The sequence below is a fragment of the Fluoribacter gormanii genome, assembly GCF_900156395.1.
In the GTDB taxonomy this organism is placed as follows: domain Bacteria; phylum Pseudomonadota; class Gammaproteobacteria; order Legionellales; family Legionellaceae; genus Legionella; species Legionella gormanii.
The window spans coordinates 152,460-172,012 of the sequence record NZ_FTNL01000002.1 but is presented as its reverse complement, the minus strand read 5'-3'; the positions used below and the strand labels follow the sequence as shown (position 1 = coordinate 172,012).

The following is a 19,553-nucleotide window of genomic DNA, read 5'->3' as shown; positions in this document are numbered from 1 at the left end:
ACCTAAAAATTACCCTGAAACCATTCTTTCATACGGGCCCATAAACTTTGGGTATTCTCATTCATTGTAGGTACCTTATAGTTCGACACATACTGTTGTTGGTATCCTTGTAACAACAAACCTACCCCTGTTGCAAATGAAGGATTTTCTGTTGCTTCCGCTAATCCAGAAACATAATGAGCACAACCTTTTCTTACTGGCATCTCAAAGCAAAGTTCTGCAAGTTCAATACCTCCTCTAACATTGGCAGCCCCACCAGTTAGAACAATACCTGCAGCCATTCTATCTTCAAATCCACTACGCCGTAATTCATTGCGCACTAGAGTAAATAACTCTTCGTAACGTGCTGCAACTACATCAGATAGAGTCTTGGCTGATATTTTCCTTCCTGGTCTATCATTAACACTAGCAACTTCCAACATGAGATCCGAATTTGCTAATTCAGTTAGAGCACACGCATGGTTCAGTTTAATGGACTCTGCTGCTTTTGTGGGTGTACGCAATGCCATAGCAATATCATTGGTTACTTGATCCCCCGCAATGGGAATTACGGCTGTATGTTGAATCGCACCCTCACAAAATATCGCAATATCAGTAGTACCACCGCCAATATCAATCAAGCAAACACCAAGATCTTTCTCATCTTCGGTCAAAACTGCATGACTTGAAGCCAATTGCTCCAAAATAATATCGTTTACTTCCAAACCACATCGACGCACGCACTTGACTATATTTTGCGCAGCACTTACTGCCCCAGTAACAATATGCACGCGCGATTCAAGTCGTACTCCTGACATACCAATGGGCTCGCGGATGCTGCCTTGTTGATCGATAATGAACTCCTGAGGTAAAACATGAAGAATTTTCTGATCGGCAGGAATTGCTACTGCTTTTGCAGCATCGATCACACGTTCCACATCAGCCTGCGAAACTTCTTTATCGCGAATCGCCACAATGCCATGTGAATTTAAACTACGAATATGGCTGCCAGCAATACCTGCATAGACTGTTCTGACCTCACATCCAGCCATAAGTTCAGCTTCCTGAACAGCCCGCTGAATGGAGTTCACAGTAGCCTCTATATCAACCACAACACCACGTTTTAATCCACGAGAGGGATGACGACCTATTCCGATAATTTCTATTGCACCATCAGCTGTGACTTCGCCAATTAATGCAATAACTTTTGAAGTTCCAATATCCAATCCAGTGATAATATCTTTTTCTATTTTTTTTGCCATTATCGTTCCGTTTGTTGTTTCCACTGCACCGCCATACCACGTGGATAACGCAGGTCCACGCTAGACAATTGCTCAATTTTTTCAGCAAACACTGCTGGATATGCTTTACAAAAACGCTGCAATCGTTCCTCTAACTCTTTCTTTCCTAAATATATTTTTATATCATTGCCTAAAAGCAATACCCAGGATTGGTTTTCTCTTAGATGCAGTCCAGTGGCGTTTAAACCATACATTGACAATATCTTACTCAATTTTTCGTAAACTTGTAAGACTTCTTCTTGTTGAGATAGAGGTCCTTTTAATTTCGGTAAGCTTAGACCCTCTGGTATAGCACCTTCATTAAACAATCTGCCATCCTCGGTCATCAGAGCATTATCCCAAATTGCAACGGGTTTTTTTTCAACAAGCCTTATTTTCAATGTATCTGGCCAAACACGCTCCACCGATGCGGTATCGATCCAACCTAGCTTATTTAATTCATTCTGTAACGCACTGATTGATAGAGTAAAAAAGCTATTACTCAAGTGTTTTGATAATACACCTTCCAGCTCTTTATGCGTAACATGTTCGTAATTTGCAGCGACTTTGATTGTAGTAATTGGAAACCGCTCTGCATCGGATAAAAAATAGTAGCCTAAGCGGCAAGTTAAAAATATTGCACTTAAACTTAATACCAACAACCAACAGATATACCGCAAATTACTGGAATCAACATCCCTATTTTTCTTCATGGCGCTCACAAATAGTTGGTTACCAAATGTTGGCGGCAATTCTGATGCACCATTGCAATACGAATCAACTCATCCAATAATTCGGGATAAGATAAACCACTCGCCTGCCATAGTTTTGGGTACATACTAATTGAAGTGAATCCCGGCAAGGTGTTTACTTCATTAAAATAGATCGTTTCTGTTTTGTCATTAACAAAAAAATCCACACGCGCCATACCCTTACATTTTAGCCGGATAAAAATATCTGCGGCTGCCTTTCTTAATTGCTCGTATAAATTCTGACTTAACGGAGCAGGTACAATGAGATCAGTTTGCCCACTCTCCAAGTATTTTGCTGAATAAGAATAAAAACCATCCGGGTGATTGACACGTATTTCACCAGCGATGCTAACTCTTGGCTCACCCGAAGGTACTGCACTCTCCAGAACGGACAACTCAATTTCTCGTCCTGTAACAAAGGACTCCACTAAAATCTCTTCGTCATAGCGTAAAGCATCATCAACTGCGACTAACAATTCAGCCATATTTTTTGCTTTATGTATGCCTACGCTGGAACCCATTGAGCACGGCTTTACAAATACAGGCCAACCAAACTCTTCTGCAACTTCATGGCAAAAGTGTTGCCTTTCTGGTGCGGAAGCATGCCATGATAAGAGCTTATAATTGGCTGATTTTAAACCATTGACGCAAGCAATGCGTCTTGCCATATCTTTATCCATTCCAATGGATGAAGAAAGTACATCACAACCCACATATGCAACACCTGACAGCTCAAGCATTCCTTGCAGGCAACCATCTTCATATAAGGGGCCATGCACTACAGGAAAAACAACATCCGCATCAACTGATAAACGTCCATTAATAAATAGGCTAGCCAAAGGTTTTGAGTGTTCAGTTTCTACTGGAAGTTTCTCTTTATAGGCTAGTAAATCCTGATATTGATGAAGATGAAATAATCCATCTTTATCCATTGCTACAGGAATAATATTATATTTTTCAGCATCCAAATGAGTAAGCACCGATGCAGCTGAAATTAATGAGATTTCATGTTCTCCGGATTTTCCACCATAAAGCAGAACCAAATTGAGAAGCTTAGACATTTAACGGTCTCCGATTATATGAACTTCGCGCATCAACTCAATTGATGTCTGCTCACGAACTTTAGTTTGTACTAAATCAATCAATGCTTCAATATCAGCTGCAGTTGCTGTACCTTGATGATTGATAATAAAATTAGCATGTTTCTGAGAAACTACTGCGCCTCCGACATTGACACCTTTTAATCCACAGAACTCAATAAGCCGAGCTGCATAATTTTCTGGTGGATTTCGAAACACTGACCCACAATTGTATTCACTAGTGGGTTGTGTGTTTGCACGGTCTGCCAACAAATCATTTATGACCTGTAATGAGGTTTCTTTATCACCAGGCTGTAGCTTAAATGTAGCTGAGATGAACCATTCATCGGGTGGGCCAGAGACATGTCGATACGCCACCTCATACTCCTCTGGCTTACGAATTCTTATTTCACCATCAGGACCGCCTACACGCCAGGTAGTGTATTCTGCCAAAGGCTCATTATAAAGCAAACTGCCTTTAAACTCAGTCACAAAGCTACAATCATTCTCAGTTGGAGTCATGTTGCTCTCACACTTCCCTCATTAAGTTCACAGCAATTTGACCAATACTCCCTGCACCTTGCATCAAAACAACATCACCATCTTTGATCAACTGGTTCAATTTTGCTTTAAGCGATTGTTCATTCACAAGAGTCACATGCCTATCTTTGCCTCTTATTTTCTGTGCCAAGCTCTCACTCGTTACTCCAGGGATTTCTGGCTCTCCTGCAGAATAAATATCAAACAAAAATAATTCATCAGCAAGACTCAGCACATCAACAAATTGTTCTTGTAAGGATTGAGTTCTTGTATAACGATGCGGTTGAAAGACATGTACAAGACGCTTATTGGGCCAAACATGTCGAAATGCATCTATGGTTGATAGAATTTCTTGAGGATGATGGCCGTAATCATCCACAATAAGCGCTGAACCATTCTCAAATTTTTTCTCACCTAACATTTGAAAGCGGCGCCCCACTCCTTGGAACTTTGCTAATGCGCGCTTAATGGAAGCATCATCCACACCTAATTGCGTTGCAATAGCAATAGAGGCCAAGGCATTTAATACGTTGTGGCGGCCCGGGTACTGAAATTGAATATTTAATTCAGAATATGGTGCTGGGCGTACTACTGTGAACTCGCTAACGAGTTCATTTTGATTCCAATTGGTTGCGCGATAAAGCGCTTCCTCAGAAAATCCATACGTTAGGGTGGGTCGTTCAATAGCTGGAAGGATCTTGCGTACTTCCGGATCATCAATACATACCACCGCTAAGCCGTAAAAAGGTAAATGATGCAAGAATTCAAGGAATGTTGTTCTTAATTTATCAAAATCATTCTCATAGTTATCCATATGATCTGCATCAATATTGGTCACTATAGCCATCATGGGTTTCAAGAACAAAAATGATGCGTCACTCTCATCCGCCTCAACTACAAAATATGGGGATTGGCCAAGTTGAGCATTAACTCCTAGACTATTTAATTTGCCACCGATTACAAAACTAGGATCTAAGCCACCTTCAGCTAAGAGACTGCTTACCAGGCTTGTTGTTGTTGTTTTACCATGGGTTCCAGCTACAGCAATTCCGTGACGAAAGCGCATGAGCTCGGCAAGCATCGCGGCTCGTGGTATTACCGGAATCATTTGTTCACGAGCCGCCACAATTTCAGGATTATTCATACCAACAGCTGAAGAACGTACTACTACATCAGCACCTTTTATATGTTCCGCTTTATGTCCCATATAAACAGGGATTCCCAAAGATTTTAACCTTTGTACTGTACTGCCATCACCTAAATCAGAACCTGTAATACGATATCCTTGGTAGTGTAATACTTCAGCAATGCCACACATGCCAACCCCACCAATTCCAACGAAATGTATTTGTTCTACACAGCCCATCCTTGAAGATATAAATTGTCCTGAATTACCCACAAATGCCCCCTTATGATGACAGTGGCCCCAATCCAAGAGCCTGCCAACGATTTTCATGATCAATGCGCAATAATAACGCAATTACAACACAATTGATAACCATACTTGCACCACCATAACTCATTAGTGGCAAAGTTAACCCTTTTGTCGGTAATAATCCCGAATTAACGCCCATATTTATAGCGGCTTGCAGCCCCAACCAAAAAGTCAGACCATATGCGGTATATGAAGCAAATAACCGCTCTTGCACATGAGCATTGTATGCGATAGTCATACCTCTAATGACCAATATGCTGTATAACATCATGACCACTAAAATGCCTACCAGACCTAACTCTTCAGCCAGTACAGCAAATAAAAAGTCAGTATGTGCTTCTGGTAAATACAATAATTTCTGGATACTTTCTCCCAAACCAGAACCAAACCACCCTCCTCGACCAAATGCAATCAAGGATTGAGTCAACTGATAACCACTATTGTACTGATCTGCCCATGGATCTAAAAATGCCGTTAAACGGGCAACCCGATAGGGAGATGAAACCGCCAAACAGGCCAGAGCTCCCATAACTACAATCATCAATCCTATATAATAGCGTAATTTCACACCAGCTAAAAATAGCATAGCCATAACGGTACCAGAAATTACCACTGTGGCACCAAAATCAGGCTCAAGTAATAACAAAAAAGAAACAACTCCCAAAATTACCATGGGCTTAATAAAGCCCAAAATGCTATTACTGACTGCTTTTTGTTGACGTACTAGATAGCCTGAAAGATAAAAGATCATAGTGAGCTTTGCAAGTTCAGACACTTGCACACCTATTGGCCCAAAAGCCAACCATCGCCGACTGCCGTTGACTGAGCGGCCTATTCCAGGAACCAACACAATGAGTAACATCAATAAACAAATTAACAACATTGGCATGCTGATACGTTCCCATACACTGCTATCAGTTCTAATCACGATAAGGGCGATCATCAAACCAGCAAATAAATAACATGCTTGACGAATTAAAAAATGAAATGGTTGATGGAAATATTTGGTAGAAATCATTACCGAACTTGAGGCCACCATCATCAGCCCGATAATCAGCAAACCGATAACCACACTAATTAACCATTTATCATAAAGGGAAATAGGTTTGCTGACAGGTTTACCCCGTTGATTCACATGTCTTGGCCGCATTGATTACAATCCATTCACTAAAGAAGCAAACGTTTCACCGCGATGATTAAAATCGCGGAACATATCTAAGCTGGCACATGCTGGAGACAGTAAAACAACATCACCTGGTTTGGCTTGCGACTTAGCCGCAACAACAGCATTATCCAAGGAGGAAGCCCGCGAAATTGGCACTACATTAGCTAATGCAGCTTCAATCTTGTCTGCGTCTTCTCCAATTAAAATAATGGATCTTACATAATCTGCTATAGGCTGAGCCAGTTCACTAAAATCAGCGCCCTTTCCTTGCCCACCTGCAATCAGTACAATCTTTCCTTCCATAGAGCCTCCTATTCCATTAATAGCAGAGATGGTTGCACCAATATTCGTCCCTTTAGAATCATTAATCCAATCTACGCCATCAAGAGTTCGCACCCATTGAGACCGATGCGGTAAACCCGAGAATGAAGTTAGCACACTAGTGATGTGTTGAGGTGAAATCCCTGCAGCATCCGCTAAAGCAGAAGCAGCAAGCGCATTAAGCCAGTTATGAACTCCTTTGATTAAAACAGACTCAACGGGCAAAAGGCAAGTACTACCTTTTGCCAAATATATTTTATCCTCTTGGGTAATCAAACCCCAATTGTTTTGTATAGGGGCATCAATACCAAAAGAAATGCGATTATCCTCATTAGTTGGAACAGTATAAAGATCATCGCGATTAAATATTGCAATTTGTGCTTGATGATACACGCGTTGTTTCGCTTGCGCATAAGCATCCATTGTATGATGTCTATCTAAATGATCAGGAGATACATTCAAAATTGTGGCCGCGATTGGCGCTAAAGAATAGGTTAAATCCAATTGAAAACTGGACAATTCCAAAACCCACAAATCGTACTGATGTTCATCATCAAGCATATCAAGAACTGGTGTTCCAATATTTCCGGCGACAGCAACTTTATATCCTGCAGCTTTTGCCATTTCCCCTACTAAAGTTGTCACCGTTGATTTTCCATTAGTTCCAGTAATTGCGATCACTGGAGCATGAATCTCTCGAGCCAAGCATTCTATATCACCATATACAGAGATGCCCATTTGCATGGCTTTATTTAAAAACGGTGTATCCAAAGACAAGCCTGGGCTTGCAATTATATCTGACAGTTGGCCTATCACTTCATCAGGAATATGCTGAGTATAAACAGGAACATCCGGGAATGCTTTTATAAATTCAGTTACACTTGGAGCTTGTGCACGTGTATCAAAGGCAATAAAAGGTTTATTTTTTCTACGTAAATATCGCGCTACCGATATTCCAGTTTTACCCAAACCTGCAACTAAATACAAAGGAGAATTCATGAATGCACCTTTTTATCGAAGTTTTAAAGTGGCTAACCCGCATAACACAAAAACAACAGTAATAATCCAGAATCTGACAATGATTTTAGGCTCTGACCATCCTTTTAATTCAAAATGATGGTGTAACGGTGCCATTCTGAATAAGCGTTTCCCATGAGTGTATTTAAAATATCCTACCTGTAAAATAACGGAAATTGTCTCTATGACAAATAAGCCACCCATCATTAATAAAACCAGCTCTTCTCTAATGACCACTGCGACAATGCCCAGAGCAGCCCCTAAAGCTAAAGACCCCACATCGCCCATAAATAACTGGGCAGGATAACTATTGTACCAAAGAAACCCAAGTCCTGCGCCAACAATCGAAGAACAAAAGATTGTTAATTCTCCTGTATTAGGAACATAAGGTATACCCAGATAAGGTGCATAGACCGAATTTCCAGAAGCATAAGTAAATATCCCCAAAGCACCCGCAACCATGACTATAGGCATAATGGCCAGACCATCCAGTCCATCAGTCAAATTCACTGCATTGGAACTTCCTACAATTACAAAATAAGCTAAAACAGGGAAGAGAATACCCAAGCCAATCGTTAGAGATTTAAAAAAAGGTACCGTTAATTGGGTATGGACGGGTAAAGTGGCATGCATATACAAATAAATTACAGCAATAAGCGCGATTACTGATTGCCAAAAATACTTCCAACGTGCAGGTAATCCTTTACTGTTTTTCAATACCAGTTTGCGGTAATCATCAACCCAGCCCACAACCCCATTTGCGAGCGTAACCAAAAGAACTAGCCATAAACTGGACTGCTGCAAATCTCCCCAAAGCAAACAACTCACCGTGATTGCCAACAAGATTAAGACTCCCCCCATAGTTGGGGTTCCTGCTTTGGATAAATGTGTTTGAGGACCATCATCCCGAACCATCTGACCAATCTGTAAGCCTCGCAACCAGCGAATCATCACCGGACCACACAGTAATCCCACTATAAGTGCAGTCAAAGAAGCTAAAATGGATCTGAAAGTCAGGTATTGAAAAACTCTTAACGCATGATATTGCCCTTGAAATAGCTGCGTTAGCCAGTAGAGCATAATTGTTCCTCTTGGTTAACCCCAATTATGGGTTTGTGTTAAATAATGCCCAATAGAATAATGGGCCAAAAAAGCGGCCAAGCATACCACAAACCTACATACCATTCAGCATCATACAAAAAAATTTCTTTGGTTCTTTATTTAATTATTTTTTGTCACATCGATTAGTGCTCAAACTCCTTAATCTATATGAGTTGATGCACAATTTTTTCCATTGCACTGGATCGAGATCCTTTTACCAAAACAACAACATCTGGTGCTAATTTTTCTACTAAGCTTTGTGCCAGTAACTCTTGACTAGAAAAATGCTCACCACCGACACCAAATGACTCAGCAGCTAATTTGCTGTAGGAGCCACAACTGAGCAACTGATCTATACCCAGCCGACGCGCAGCAATACCAACTTCTTGATGATGCTGAGTAGCCCATGTCCCCAACTCTCCCATATCACCAAATACAAAAATTTTTTTGCCAGGGCGTTCTGCTAGCACCTCTAAAGCAGCTAAAACTGAACGTAAATTTGCATTGTACGTATCATCGATCACAGTAGATTGATTTTTTCCTTTAAGAACCGACAAACGACCTTTTACACCTCCAAAACAATTCAGGCCCTGCTGAATCTCTTTTATGGAAATACCTACTGCATAGCAACATGCTGCAGCAGCTAACGCATTGCGAACATTATGCAAACCAGGAATTTTTAAATGAATATCTGCTTGTCCATTAGGTACGATTAAAGAAAATTGCCCACAACCCTGCTCATCCAGCACAACATCTTGAGCATAGATATCTGCTGGATGATCTAAAGAAAAACGAAGAACCTTTTTATCAATCAACAATTCATCCCAAAAATGAGCATAAGCATCATCATCGTTAACTACTGCAACACCAGCAAGCGATAAGCCCTGATGTATTTCACCTTTGGCGCGGGCAACACCATCTATAGAGCCAAATCCTTCCACATGTGCTGGAGCAATATTATTAATCAACGTCACATCGGGATGAACAATTGCAACCGTATGTGCGATTTCACCTGGGTGATTTGCGCCTAATTCAAAAACCGCAAAACGATGTTTGTTATTTAATTGTAAAATACTTAATGGAGCACCAATATGATTGTTTAAGTTACCTTTAGTAGCATGAGAAGGAGGAGGTAAAATGGCAGCAATCATTTCTTTGGTTGTAGTTTTTCCATTGGATCCAGTCAATGCGATGACAGGACAATGTATATTCTGTCGGTGCGCCGCTGCTATTTTTGCTAATGCTTGTACGGGATCTGGAACAACAAATTGCGGTATATGCACTCCATCTACAGCATGACTCACTATTGCAGCTACTGCACCTCGCGTTTCTGCTTCTTTGATAAAATCATGCCCATCAAAACGTTCACCACAAATGGCAATAAACAGACTTCCTGGGGTGAGTTCACGGCTATCAGTACAAATACCAGTAAGTTCAGTATTGACCTGACATGGTTGAGCAAGTAATGCAGCAACAGTATTTAGGTTCATAGTATTATGATATGGCCAAAAGTCTAGTGTACTAACACTTGTGCGTAGAGTTCAAGTGGGTAATAACAGTAAAAAAAGGTTAATTCTTATTTCCTGGCAAAACTGTAGCCTGGTATGGAGCAGCAAAACCGATGTTTCAAGGAAATGAAATAAATGTCTCTATCCCGGGTTACGCAGCGTGGAACCCGGGCTGTGCTATACAGACTTAACCTGCAACAGACTCAAAATGAGACTGATTAATTTGTAATAGACGGTAGTAACGAGCGATACGATCTTCTGTTAACGGCTTACGTTGATCATCCAGTAAGTGCGCATCCAAACCTTCACTTAATTGTCTTGCTGTTTCCAACATCACCGTAAATCGTTCAATATCAATACCGGGATTTTTTGAGGAGTGCATATACAAACAAAGACCACGCACACTAAAAGCACCAATATTTTGCAAATCAAAAACCCCTGTCGCAGTCGCGGCTGCCAGGCTACACAAAACAGGGCCTTGGCCATTAGGAAATTGATGGCGATGAAATAATTGTCCTTCGCCAAAACGTAAACCAGCCGCCAAAACCGTTTGTAATAACTCATATCCCGCAAATTGTCTGTTTTCTTTTGCGAGCAAAAACATCATCAAAGTAGCCTGATTGTCCACCTGTGTTTTTGTCTCAACTTCTATTTTAGGTGTTGGTTTTGACTCAATCTGTGTCATTAATTTAAAGTCATCTTCATCATCCATAGGCATTAAACGTGGTTGCGAGGGCTTTGCCGTAGTTTTCTTTACTAATTGCAAATCCTTATCCACTTCAATTTTATTCTCCATTGCCGCAGCATTGACCTTACGTACAGCAATAATGTCATCATTATAATTCTGTGTGCTATCGGAACTCTTTTCTGGTGTTCCCAGATTAGGTTGATAACGTTCAGGACTTAAGCTCTGTCTTCGAGCTTTCATTAAGCGCCCAATTGCTACGATAACGCCAATTAACAACAGGACATTAAGAATTAAGCTCCAATTTTCCTGCATCATTTACTCCATAGCCAAAGCTTGTGTTACATCAACCGCAACCAAGCGAGATACCCCAGGTTCACGCATAGTTACCCCAATCAAATGATCTGCCAATTCCATTGTAACTTTATTATGTGTAATAAAAAGAAACTGTACGAATTGTGACATCTCTTTCACTAAAGAGCAAAAACGCCCCACATTTACATCGTCTAAAGGTGCATCTACTTCATCTAACATACAAAATGGTGAAGGATTTAACTGAAAAATAGCAAAAACTAATGCTACAGCAGTCATTGCCTTCTCGCCCCCGGATAACAAATGGATGGTACTGTTTCGTTTTCCCGGAGGTTGTGCCATTACTACAATACCAGCTTCCAACAGATTATCACAAGTCAATTCAAGCTGCGCTCTCCCACCACCAAACAAACGCGGAAAAAGCGCCTTGAATGAAGAATTGACTTCATCAAAGGTATTTTCCAAACGTGCTCGGGTTTCTTTATCCATTTTTTCAATGGCAGTTTCCAGAGTTGCCAACGCTTGATTTAAATCATTATACTGCTCATCCAAATATACTTTACGTTGCTGTTCTGCAGTAAATTCTTCAATCGCAGCAAGGTTAATAGCTCCTAAACGTTTGATTTTTTCAGAAAGAGCGATTAATTCATCCTCCCGCATAACTTGGGTCACACCGACAGGAATCAACTCAAGTAATGATTGCGCCTGCAAACCCAATTCATCAAGCGATTCATGTACGGAGCTTGCACGCACTGCCAAAGTCTGCTCTTCCATTCGAGCCTGGCTTATGTGTTCTTGGATACGTTTTACCTCAAAATCACAGTTTAAAATATTTTTCTCACACTCTTCAAGTTCCATCCTTAATTGTGATGACTGCTCTCTACTAAGCGTCAATTGCAATTCCACTTCACTATGTTTTTGCAACAATAAGGCTAGTTGTTCATTGAGCTCTTCCCCAGGACCTTCAGTTTGCAAGCAAAGCATCGCTAAATGTTCCAGACGCTCTTGCAAGATATTTAAACGTTCTTGTTCCCGTTGAATACGATCGTTAATTTGCTGTATTTTATTTCGTTCTCTATCATACTCCAGCTCTGCTTGATGCAGCACAACGCGAGATTCTTCTATTTGTTTATTTTTTAATGCCAGAGTTTGCAACCATTCTTGTTTTTCACGCAGACCATGCTCGTGTTGTTGTTCATAATTACGACATTGTTCTTCTAAAGAATGCAGTTTCTCTTTTATATCAAATTCTTCTGCTGCCATTTCTTCCAAAATAAGCTTCAACTCTTCGCACTCCGATGCTAAAGCAGTTACTTGTTTTTCAGCATGAACAATGGCTTGCTCATTAGCACTCAAAGCTACACTATTTATTCTTAATGCCTCATTACTGGCATTCACATTGAGCTGTTGTAATTCTATTTCCTTCAAACTGCCCTGTAACTGCAGATGAGTCTCATCACGTTCTGTTCTCAGGATCTCAATTTTTTGTTGTAGCTCCTGAACAACTACGGATAAATCAGAAATTTTTTGTTGTCGTGCCAATAAGCCTAATTCGTCCTGGGTTTCAGGAGTAACAAATTTCACCCATCCCTTCCCCAACCAAAAACCATCGGGAGTTATAATAGACTCATGCTCTGCCAGCTCAGGTAACCAGCTTAATGCCTCATCAAAATGTTCCGCAGTGTAAATATGCTCCAATGGGCATACATTTGCCGGGATATTCCCTTTTATTTTATCTATGAGACGTGGATGAGGCGCAGATTTGAGATCGCCCTTTCTAAGGGTAACAATATGTTCCCCTTGCTGCTCACAAATTATTCGTTGCGGCCATAACTCATCGAAAGTTTCTAATACATAAGCATGTAATGCCTCATTAAGCACGCGTTCACAAGCAGATTGCCATTTAGATTCAACCTGTAAAATATCCATTAATCGAGGCTTTTCTGACCATTCCTTAATCGTATTTTTGTTGCTCTGCACACCTTGTTTTGCTGCACGCTGTGCGGCCATCAATGCTGCATATTCGCTGTTTGCATGATGGAACTCATCTTGTAATCCATGCAACTTTTGTTCTATATCTTGTAATTTGGCGCGTAATTGTTCGGCACTCTCTTGGCTTTTTTTGAGTTGAAACTCATCAAACTCTTGATCAGCCATTAATTTGGTATGTTGACTCTCTAAATTTTTTCGAGCTTGTTGCAAATCTGCTACAGAAATGGTTTCTTGTTCAAATTGAAGCTTTTCTAATCTTAAAAGGGTTTGCTGATGCTTCTCTTCCAGATGCTGAGCCTTAACCTGTGCAACTTGAAATTCCCTCTTCAGAGTGCTGCTATGAGTCTGAACCTCTTGCCATCGAAGTTCCCATTCTGCTTGTTGTTTTTGTGTCTCGAGCCAATTAGCTTCTTGTTCTTTAAATTGATGGGTTAATTGCTCAAGTTGTTTCTGCAAATCGCATGCATGCTGCTGACACTGGAGCAGTTCTTCTTTATCATGTTTGAGCTGTTCTGCAGCAACCCGCCAATCCTCCTGCATTTGCTGTTGATCTTGTTCCAAACGCTTTTTTTCGCGTGTTTGCTGTTGTATGGTCTCCTCCAAACGTGCAATCTCAGTTCCCAACTGATAGAAGCTCGCTTGAATTTGTTGCGATTGCTCCTCTGCATCATGCAAAGTTTCATTCAAAATGACCCGGTCTTTATTTGCTTTTGTTAATGCACTTTGCTGTTGTTCATAACCAACTGCTAATTCTTGTATTTGACGTTGTTTTACTTCCTGTTGGACAATAAAATCTCGCCATTTTAGTGCTAAAATTTCAGCACGACATAATCGCTCTTCATCTTTGAGAATCAGATAACGTTCCGCTGCTTTAGCCTGACGTTCTAAACGCTGCAATTGCTTGTCCAGCTCTTCTCGGATATCCGCAACACGAGTTAGATTTTCGCGCGTGTGAGCGATACGTTGTAAGGTCTCGCGTCGTCGTTCTTTATATTTGGAGACACCTGCAGCTTCCTCGAGATACACTCTTAAGTCTTCAGGCCGGGCTTCAATCAACTGGGAAATAGTACCCTGACCAATAATTGAATAACCACGAGCTCCGGCGCCGGTTCCAAGGAATATATCGGTAATGTCTTTACGTCGACAACGACTGCCATTTAAATAATAAGAAGAATCACCATCGCGAGTTACAATGCGCTTTACGGCAATTTCTCCATAACTGGCAAAAGGACCAGTCAAACGTCCAAGGCTATTATCAAACACCAGTTCAACAGAAGCCTGACCTACAGATTTGCGATTCGAAGAACCATTAAAGATCACATCAGCCATCGATTCACCACGCAAATTTCGCGCAGAGCTTTCTCCCATAACCCAACGTACGGCATCGATTATATTCGATTTTCCACAACCATTGGGGCCAACAACTGCAACCAATTGACTCGGAAAATGAACCACCGTAGGGTCAACAAAAGATTTAAAACCGGCTAATTTTAATTGCTTCAAATGCATAAGAGTGGCAATCTTAAACAAAAATAAGTGAGCATTATAACCGAGGATGCATAGGCTATCCACATAAGCACGTAACCACTTTCCATTTCTCAAATTCTCTTTGTTAAGTTGACACTCCCATTAACCTCACATATCACGGAAGAGCTGTTAATTGTAGTAATACTGCTGTTGTGTAACGTTATATTCCTCTTCTTCATCATTGTAGTATGATTGCATTTCTGTGGGCTGGTTACGTCTATCTTTTTCCTTATTGTAATAAGCTCGCTCCAGCAAGCGAAATTGCTCCTGTTCAACTTCTAAACGTGTCTGTTCACTCTGAGACTCCGTACGATGTTCGTTATATGAAGACATCCGCCCCAACATATTTCGAGTGCTATCAGGAAAAGTCTCTGCTACTTCTTCTTTTTGCAATTCAAATTTAGCGTTTAGAAACAACTCTTTCCATGCTGATAGTGATTCGTTCATAAGATGTATGCGATCGCTAGCATCTAGTTTTGATAGATTACTGATTATTTCAGTCGCTTTTAGATGTAACGAAGAACCTAACTTCCAAACTCCAGTGCGCAAAGCTGTATCATGGCTTAAGGATAAAAGATACAAAAGATCAACCCCATTATACTTGTTTAACGAAGTTAATTTATGATGTGCTAGGAACTCTATAAAATCTTGACCCAAACGTAGCTCTTCTCTCGTAATCGAAGTAGGCAACTTGTATTGTGAAGAAAAAATAATTTGAGCAACAGCCTTATAATGAGCGTTTTTTTCAGATGATTGTACATCTCTGGGAAATGAATGATAAATCAATTGATCAATCGATTCTGTCGAATAAATTCGACCGTTTTTTTCATAGAAATAAGGCATTTATTTTCCTTTTAAAAAATCGGATCGAAATATAACATAATTACTCATTACGACCTATATAAGATCATACATCCATATTTTCATTGGTTATTCTTCTTTATGATAGATAAGGGATAGACCTTTTGTAGGAGGCGAAAAATTTCGTTCTTCTCAAAAAAGACCCTAGTAAGGTCAAAAATATGATTATTTAGAACTTTGATTTTGGGACTTATTTGACAAACAAATGAACAAAGATATAATTCTGTCATTTAGTAAAAAATGGATGGATAATGACGCGTTTTCTCAATAAATCTCTCTCCCTAATTGCACTTGGTGTTGCGTTTCTTTTTTCAAATCCAATTTTTTCAGATCCACCGAATCTCACCTTAGTAAAAAATGAACTGAAAAGTTATTATAATTCAGGTCTTTACCAAAAAGAGTTAACACACGTTATTAAAAAAGCCCAACAATACATTGATCAACAAGCTGAGATAAATCTAAAAGAGAAATCGCATAAAAAACTCGCTCTGGTTCTAGACATCGATGAGACCAGCTTATCGAATTATAAATACATGATTGAACGAGATTTTGGTGGCAATCGCAAAGCGTACCATCAAGACATAATGGCGGCTAATGCCCCGGCAATCAAACCTATGCTCACTTTATATCGAGATGCACGAAATCGTGGTATTAAAATATTTTTTGTTACCGGAAGAAATGAATCTGAGCGAAAAGCAACGGAAAACAATTTACACAAAGCAGGTTATACTGGATGGTCAGGTTTGTATTTGCGTCCCATGAATTATTCCTCAAAATCCATTATTCCGTTTAAATCACATACCCGAAAAATGCTCACTGAAAAAGGCTACACTATTGTAGCCTCGATAGGAGACCAATATAGTGATCTTAAAGGTGGGTATGCTCAAAAAGTATTTAAGTTACCCAATCCCTTTTATTATTTACCTTAGGGTACCAAGCCTAACCAGGCTTGCGGGTAAGGCATATTTCTTAAAAATTTTTAGGACTATCAGGTACGACTTCATTTGTATCCTGATGGACTATATCTTTTAAAACAAGTGACATTAACAATTGAATTTGTTGCTCATACATTTCTCGAGCATATCCTCCCTCCAATCCCCAATATACTTTTTCGATGCTGCTTTTATTTTCTTGATATATCTTAAATAAATTCTCATAAAAATAGGTCAAGTCCGTTGCGTTAAAACGAGTTTTTCGTGCCTCGGCACGTCCCATTAAATGACCATCAACAAATTTCCCACAATAAGCTGTTTCCTCTTCATGAGAGTCCCAACCTGTGGGTAAAAATAGAGCGACTTTCTGTTGGTTCGTTTTAGCTAGTTTTATTTCATCTTTAATTTTTTCTAATGCAAAAACTAAAGCAGGATGTACTGAGCCGGATTTACGTAAAGTAAGACTTAAATCGACTGCAAAATATTCGAAATTTCCGCGTTGCCATAGCTGAATTTTTTGTCCTGCATCTGTAGCACTCTGTTTGAATGCCTTAGTAATGAACGCACCATCTTGCTGAGGATAAACCCTTGAGTCAAAAATATCGATATGACGTATATCCATATCTGAAGCAGAATTCATCAAAATATCACATAGGCCATTGTCTCGATTTACATCAGTTCCAACAATAATGTGTTTCAATGGTTTACTCGATAAGTGCTGCAGGTATTTGATTAACACTGCGGACTTATTTAAAATACAAAAGCCACTTCCTTCATCACTGTACGCATGATGTGTTGGCAACCCAAAAGAAAAATGCATTTTTCCCGAATGAAACAAAGTCATTGCAATATCTTTAATTAAGACTTCAAATGCTCCAGGTGTAATAAGTATATCTGGGGATAATTGTTTCCATCCTTTTTTTTGCGCTTGAACGCAATAAATAATAAGTTCCTGCAAATATTTTAGCGTATGCACTGCTAATAGTGCCTGGAGAATTACATCTTCTTCAGGAAATTGACCAAGAAGTGCCAATGCAGCCTCCGCATCTCCTTTCTTCATTGCAGCAAATAATTGGTTCCAGTGTTTCGGTAGGGTCACTAAATCGGTTGTAGCGACGGATAATGAAGAATCTGTTGATTGAATTTCTGCAATCACCCGAATCATATTTGTTAGGCGTTCAAATTGATCTTCATCCGCACCAGCCGGCATCGCATGCATTTGCTCTATATCCTGGGGCGATGGAATTTGAATACAGCATTCTTGAGCGTTATCTGTAGTATGAGAAACCTTATGTCCAAAGAAATATTTATGCTTCATCTTCATTAATCCATATGAAAGTAAGGAGCAAAGGAGTTTTGGTATAAGCCAAACTCCTTTAATTTTCTATTAGATTATAGAGTATAGTGTCATGATGCAATGAAGCAGGGATAAATTAATTTAAGACAACCGCACTATAGGGTGGTGGCTCACCATAGCTCTCAATCCCCTCTTTAATATCCATAAGTTCTTGAGATAAACCTTTACGTGATCCTGCCTCAATGGCTTTAGGGCCCGCAAAAAATGTTAATCCAACTCCAGTAGCGGCTGTTAGAGTAGACGCGATCCCGAACACAAGTTCTGTTTCTAGTAAACTTAGGCCTAATGAAATACCCCAGGCACTTAATACAGAACTCGAGCCAAAAGTAGTGATAAAACCAACAATACTGGAACAAATGAGTAATGCCCCAAATACAATGAGCAGACCACCTAAAACTTCTGTACCAATAGACTTGTTTCCAGATGCATGTTCAGCGATTTTTCCTAAACGTGTCGCTAATTGCTTATCTGTAGGATTAACCAAAGATCCGCAGAGTACTTGAATAGTTCGGCCATAAAAATGGTAATCAATCTCCTCATGATTTTGCTTTTTTAATTTTACTTCTGCACCAATTAAATTGGCCGCATTCATGATGTGTTTTTGAAGTGCCGTAGGCTTTAACGGTGTATTCTGAGTGATAAAAGCAAGTCCATTATTAAGGGTTTGTTCTTCTAAAATGGGCAAATATTGTTCTTGAATTGCAAAATAGGCCGGTGCACTTTGCTTATTACTTTCAAACCAGGCAGTCGCACTATAACCTGTTAACATTGGATAAGATAAATCACCATGTTGTGCAACATGAGCACTTTCAACAAGACTTCTTAAAACGTTCTCAAACTCAGCATCTTTATTTTCTTGTTTTACGTTAGAGTACATATCCCATAACAAACCACACAAACGAAGATAATTGCTGCGATGGACTTGATTTAGGTAGCCAGGATCGCCCACTCCAGGGTAGGTAGTTAGTAGATTCATATATTGAACGGCGATCAAGCAAATACGTACCTGAGGAGAAAGGCCAACCAAGTGCGTGTCTTCGTAATGAACGAATGCTTCCCAAATTCTATTGGTCAAATCCTGAACCAACTTCATAGGATTTTCTTGTAATGTTTCTAAATATAACTGTGCGGCTGGAATATGCTCATTTAACCAGTCTCTCCGAGAAGATAATTCCTGCAAACGGTTTTGGGCTTCAATAATTGCTTGCTCATAAGGATACATAGTCCGTTTGAGTCTGTCGCGTTGTTCTTCTAAACGACTTAATTCCAGTTGCAATCCAAAGGTATCCAGTACCCGAATATGTTCTCCATGATAATGAGTTTTGGGACGCATCAAATCCTGAGCCAGTCCAATATCCATAGAAATTTGGTGTTCAATTAGAGAAATACGTAAATTCAGAGATCTTAATTCTTCTTCGCTCGGACGAAGCTGTTGCCTCTGGTATTCAACGAATTGTAAATGTTCTGATATTTGCAGTTCGAGTGGGGTTAATTCTTTTTGCCAAGATAGGAGATCAGCGTGATTGTAAACAATAGGATTAGCTGTAGGCATAATTATCCTCACAAGTGGGTTACATTAGAAGCGCAGTCGATTATACACGGTGAGAACTATTGATTCAATTATGGCATTTTATACCCAAAATATTGGTATATTACTGAATTTTAATGATAAAAAATTGGTCTGGAAAATTAAAATACTCCGCATTTAAT

The 19,553-nt window shown here is 39.8% G+C and carries 14 protein-coding genes and 1 pseudogene; 1 reads left to right on the top strand and 14 read right to left on the bottom strand.

The features are described from left to right. Positions 1-2: 2 nt before the first annotated feature. The 12 genes and pseudogenes from ftsA to BW930_RS02090 all read right to left on the bottom strand — a co-directional run bounded on the left by ftsA (position 3) and on the right by BW930_RS02090 (position 15,536). Positions 3-1,241 carry a cell division protein FtsA gene (gene ftsA / locus BW930_RS02145; protein WP_058466629.1) on the bottom strand — a complete coding sequence of 413 codons (1,239 nt, stop codon included), beginning with the start codon at positions 1,239-1,241 and terminating at the stop codon, positions 3-5. Continuing rightward, positions 1,241-1,972, bottom strand: coding sequence for a cell division protein FtsQ/DivIB (locus tag BW930_RS02140; protein ID WP_058466630.1), 732 nt, complete (start codon positions 1,970-1,972; stop codon positions 1,241-1,243). The genes ftsA and BW930_RS02140 overlap by 1 nt, the downstream gene beginning before the upstream one ends. A 5-nt stretch (positions 1,973-1,977) precedes the next feature. After that, a complete protein-coding gene (locus BW930_RS02135; protein WP_058466631.1) occupies positions 1,978-3,072 on the bottom strand; it encodes a D-alanine--D-alanine ligase family protein in 1,095 nt (364 codons plus the stop codon). Then, positions 3,073-3,504: pseudogene (locus tag BW930_RS02130) on the bottom strand (UDP-N-acetylmuramate dehydrogenase); the annotation flags it as partial. 115 nt (positions 3,505-3,619) lie between these two features. Further along, entirely contained in the window at positions 3,620-5,029 is a 1,410-nt protein-coding gene (gene murC / locus BW930_RS02125; RefSeq protein ID WP_058466632.1) for a UDP-N-acetylmuramate--L-alanine ligase, read from the bottom strand. Positions 5,030-5,039: 10 nt separating this feature from the next. Then, a complete protein-coding gene (gene ftsW, locus BW930_RS02120; RefSeq protein WP_058466633.1) occupies positions 5,040-6,215 on the bottom strand; it encodes a putative lipid II flippase FtsW in 1,176 nt (391 codons plus the stop codon). Positions 6,216-6,218: 3 nt separating this feature from the next. Then, the gene (gene murD / locus BW930_RS02115) at positions 6,219-7,550 is read right to left on the bottom strand and encodes a UDP-N-acetylmuramoyl-L-alanine--D-glutamate ligase (protein ID WP_058466634.1); all 1,332 of its coding nucleotides are present in this window, start codon (positions 7,548-7,550) and stop codon (positions 6,219-6,221) included. A gap of 12 nt (positions 7,551-7,562) precedes the next feature. Continuing rightward, a complete protein-coding gene (mraY, locus tag BW930_RS02110) occupies positions 7,563-8,648 on the bottom strand; it encodes a phospho-N-acetylmuramoyl-pentapeptide-transferase (protein ID WP_058466635.1) in 1,086 nt (361 codons plus the stop codon). Between the two features lie 185 nt (positions 8,649-8,833). Beyond that, positions 8,834-10,159, bottom strand: coding sequence for a UDP-N-acetylmuramoyl-tripeptide--D-alanyl-D-alanine ligase (locus BW930_RS02105; protein ID WP_058466636.1), 1,326 nt, complete (start codon positions 10,157-10,159; stop codon positions 8,834-8,836). Positions 10,160-10,364: 205 nt separating this feature from the next. Then, positions 10,365-11,177, bottom strand: coding sequence for a cell division protein ZipA C-terminal FtsZ-binding domain-containing protein (locus BW930_RS02100; protein WP_058466794.1), 813 nt, complete (start codon positions 11,175-11,177; stop codon positions 10,365-10,367). Positions 11,178-11,180: 3 nt separating this feature from the next. Next, positions 11,181-14,675: a chromosome segregation protein SMC gene (smc, locus tag BW930_RS02095; RefSeq protein ID WP_058466637.1), complete on the bottom strand. Its 3,495-nt coding sequence runs from the start codon at positions 14,673-14,675 to the stop codon at positions 11,181-11,183. Between the two features lie 147 nt (positions 14,676-14,822). Continuing rightward, positions 14,823-15,536, bottom strand: a complete 714-nt coding sequence (locus BW930_RS02090; RefSeq protein WP_058466638.1) for a hypothetical protein — start codon at positions 15,534-15,536, stop codon at positions 14,823-14,825. A 269-nt stretch (positions 15,537-15,805) separates the two neighbouring features. On the opposite strand from BW930_RS02090, the gene BW930_RS02085 reads away from it, so the two are divergent. Beyond that, a complete protein-coding gene (locus BW930_RS02085; protein ID WP_058466639.1) occupies positions 15,806-16,483 on the top strand; it encodes an HAD family acid phosphatase in 678 nt (225 codons plus the stop codon). Positions 16,484-16,523: 40 nt separating this feature from the next. Here BW930_RS02085 and BW930_RS02080 read toward each other — a convergent pair whose 3' ends face one another. Together BW930_RS02080 and BW930_RS02075 are read right to left on the bottom strand one after the other, a co-directional pair. Then, complete coding sequence (locus BW930_RS02080; RefSeq protein ID WP_058466640.1) at positions 16,524-17,804, bottom strand: acetylpolyamine aminohydrolase; 1,281 nt, start codon at positions 17,802-17,804, stop codon at positions 16,524-16,526. Positions 17,805-17,919: 115 nt separating this feature from the next. Continuing rightward, complete coding sequence (locus BW930_RS02075; RefSeq protein WP_058466641.1) at positions 17,920-19,395, bottom strand: hypothetical protein; 1,476 nt, start codon at positions 19,393-19,395, stop codon at positions 17,920-17,922. Positions 19,396-19,553: the final 158 nt, after the last annotated feature.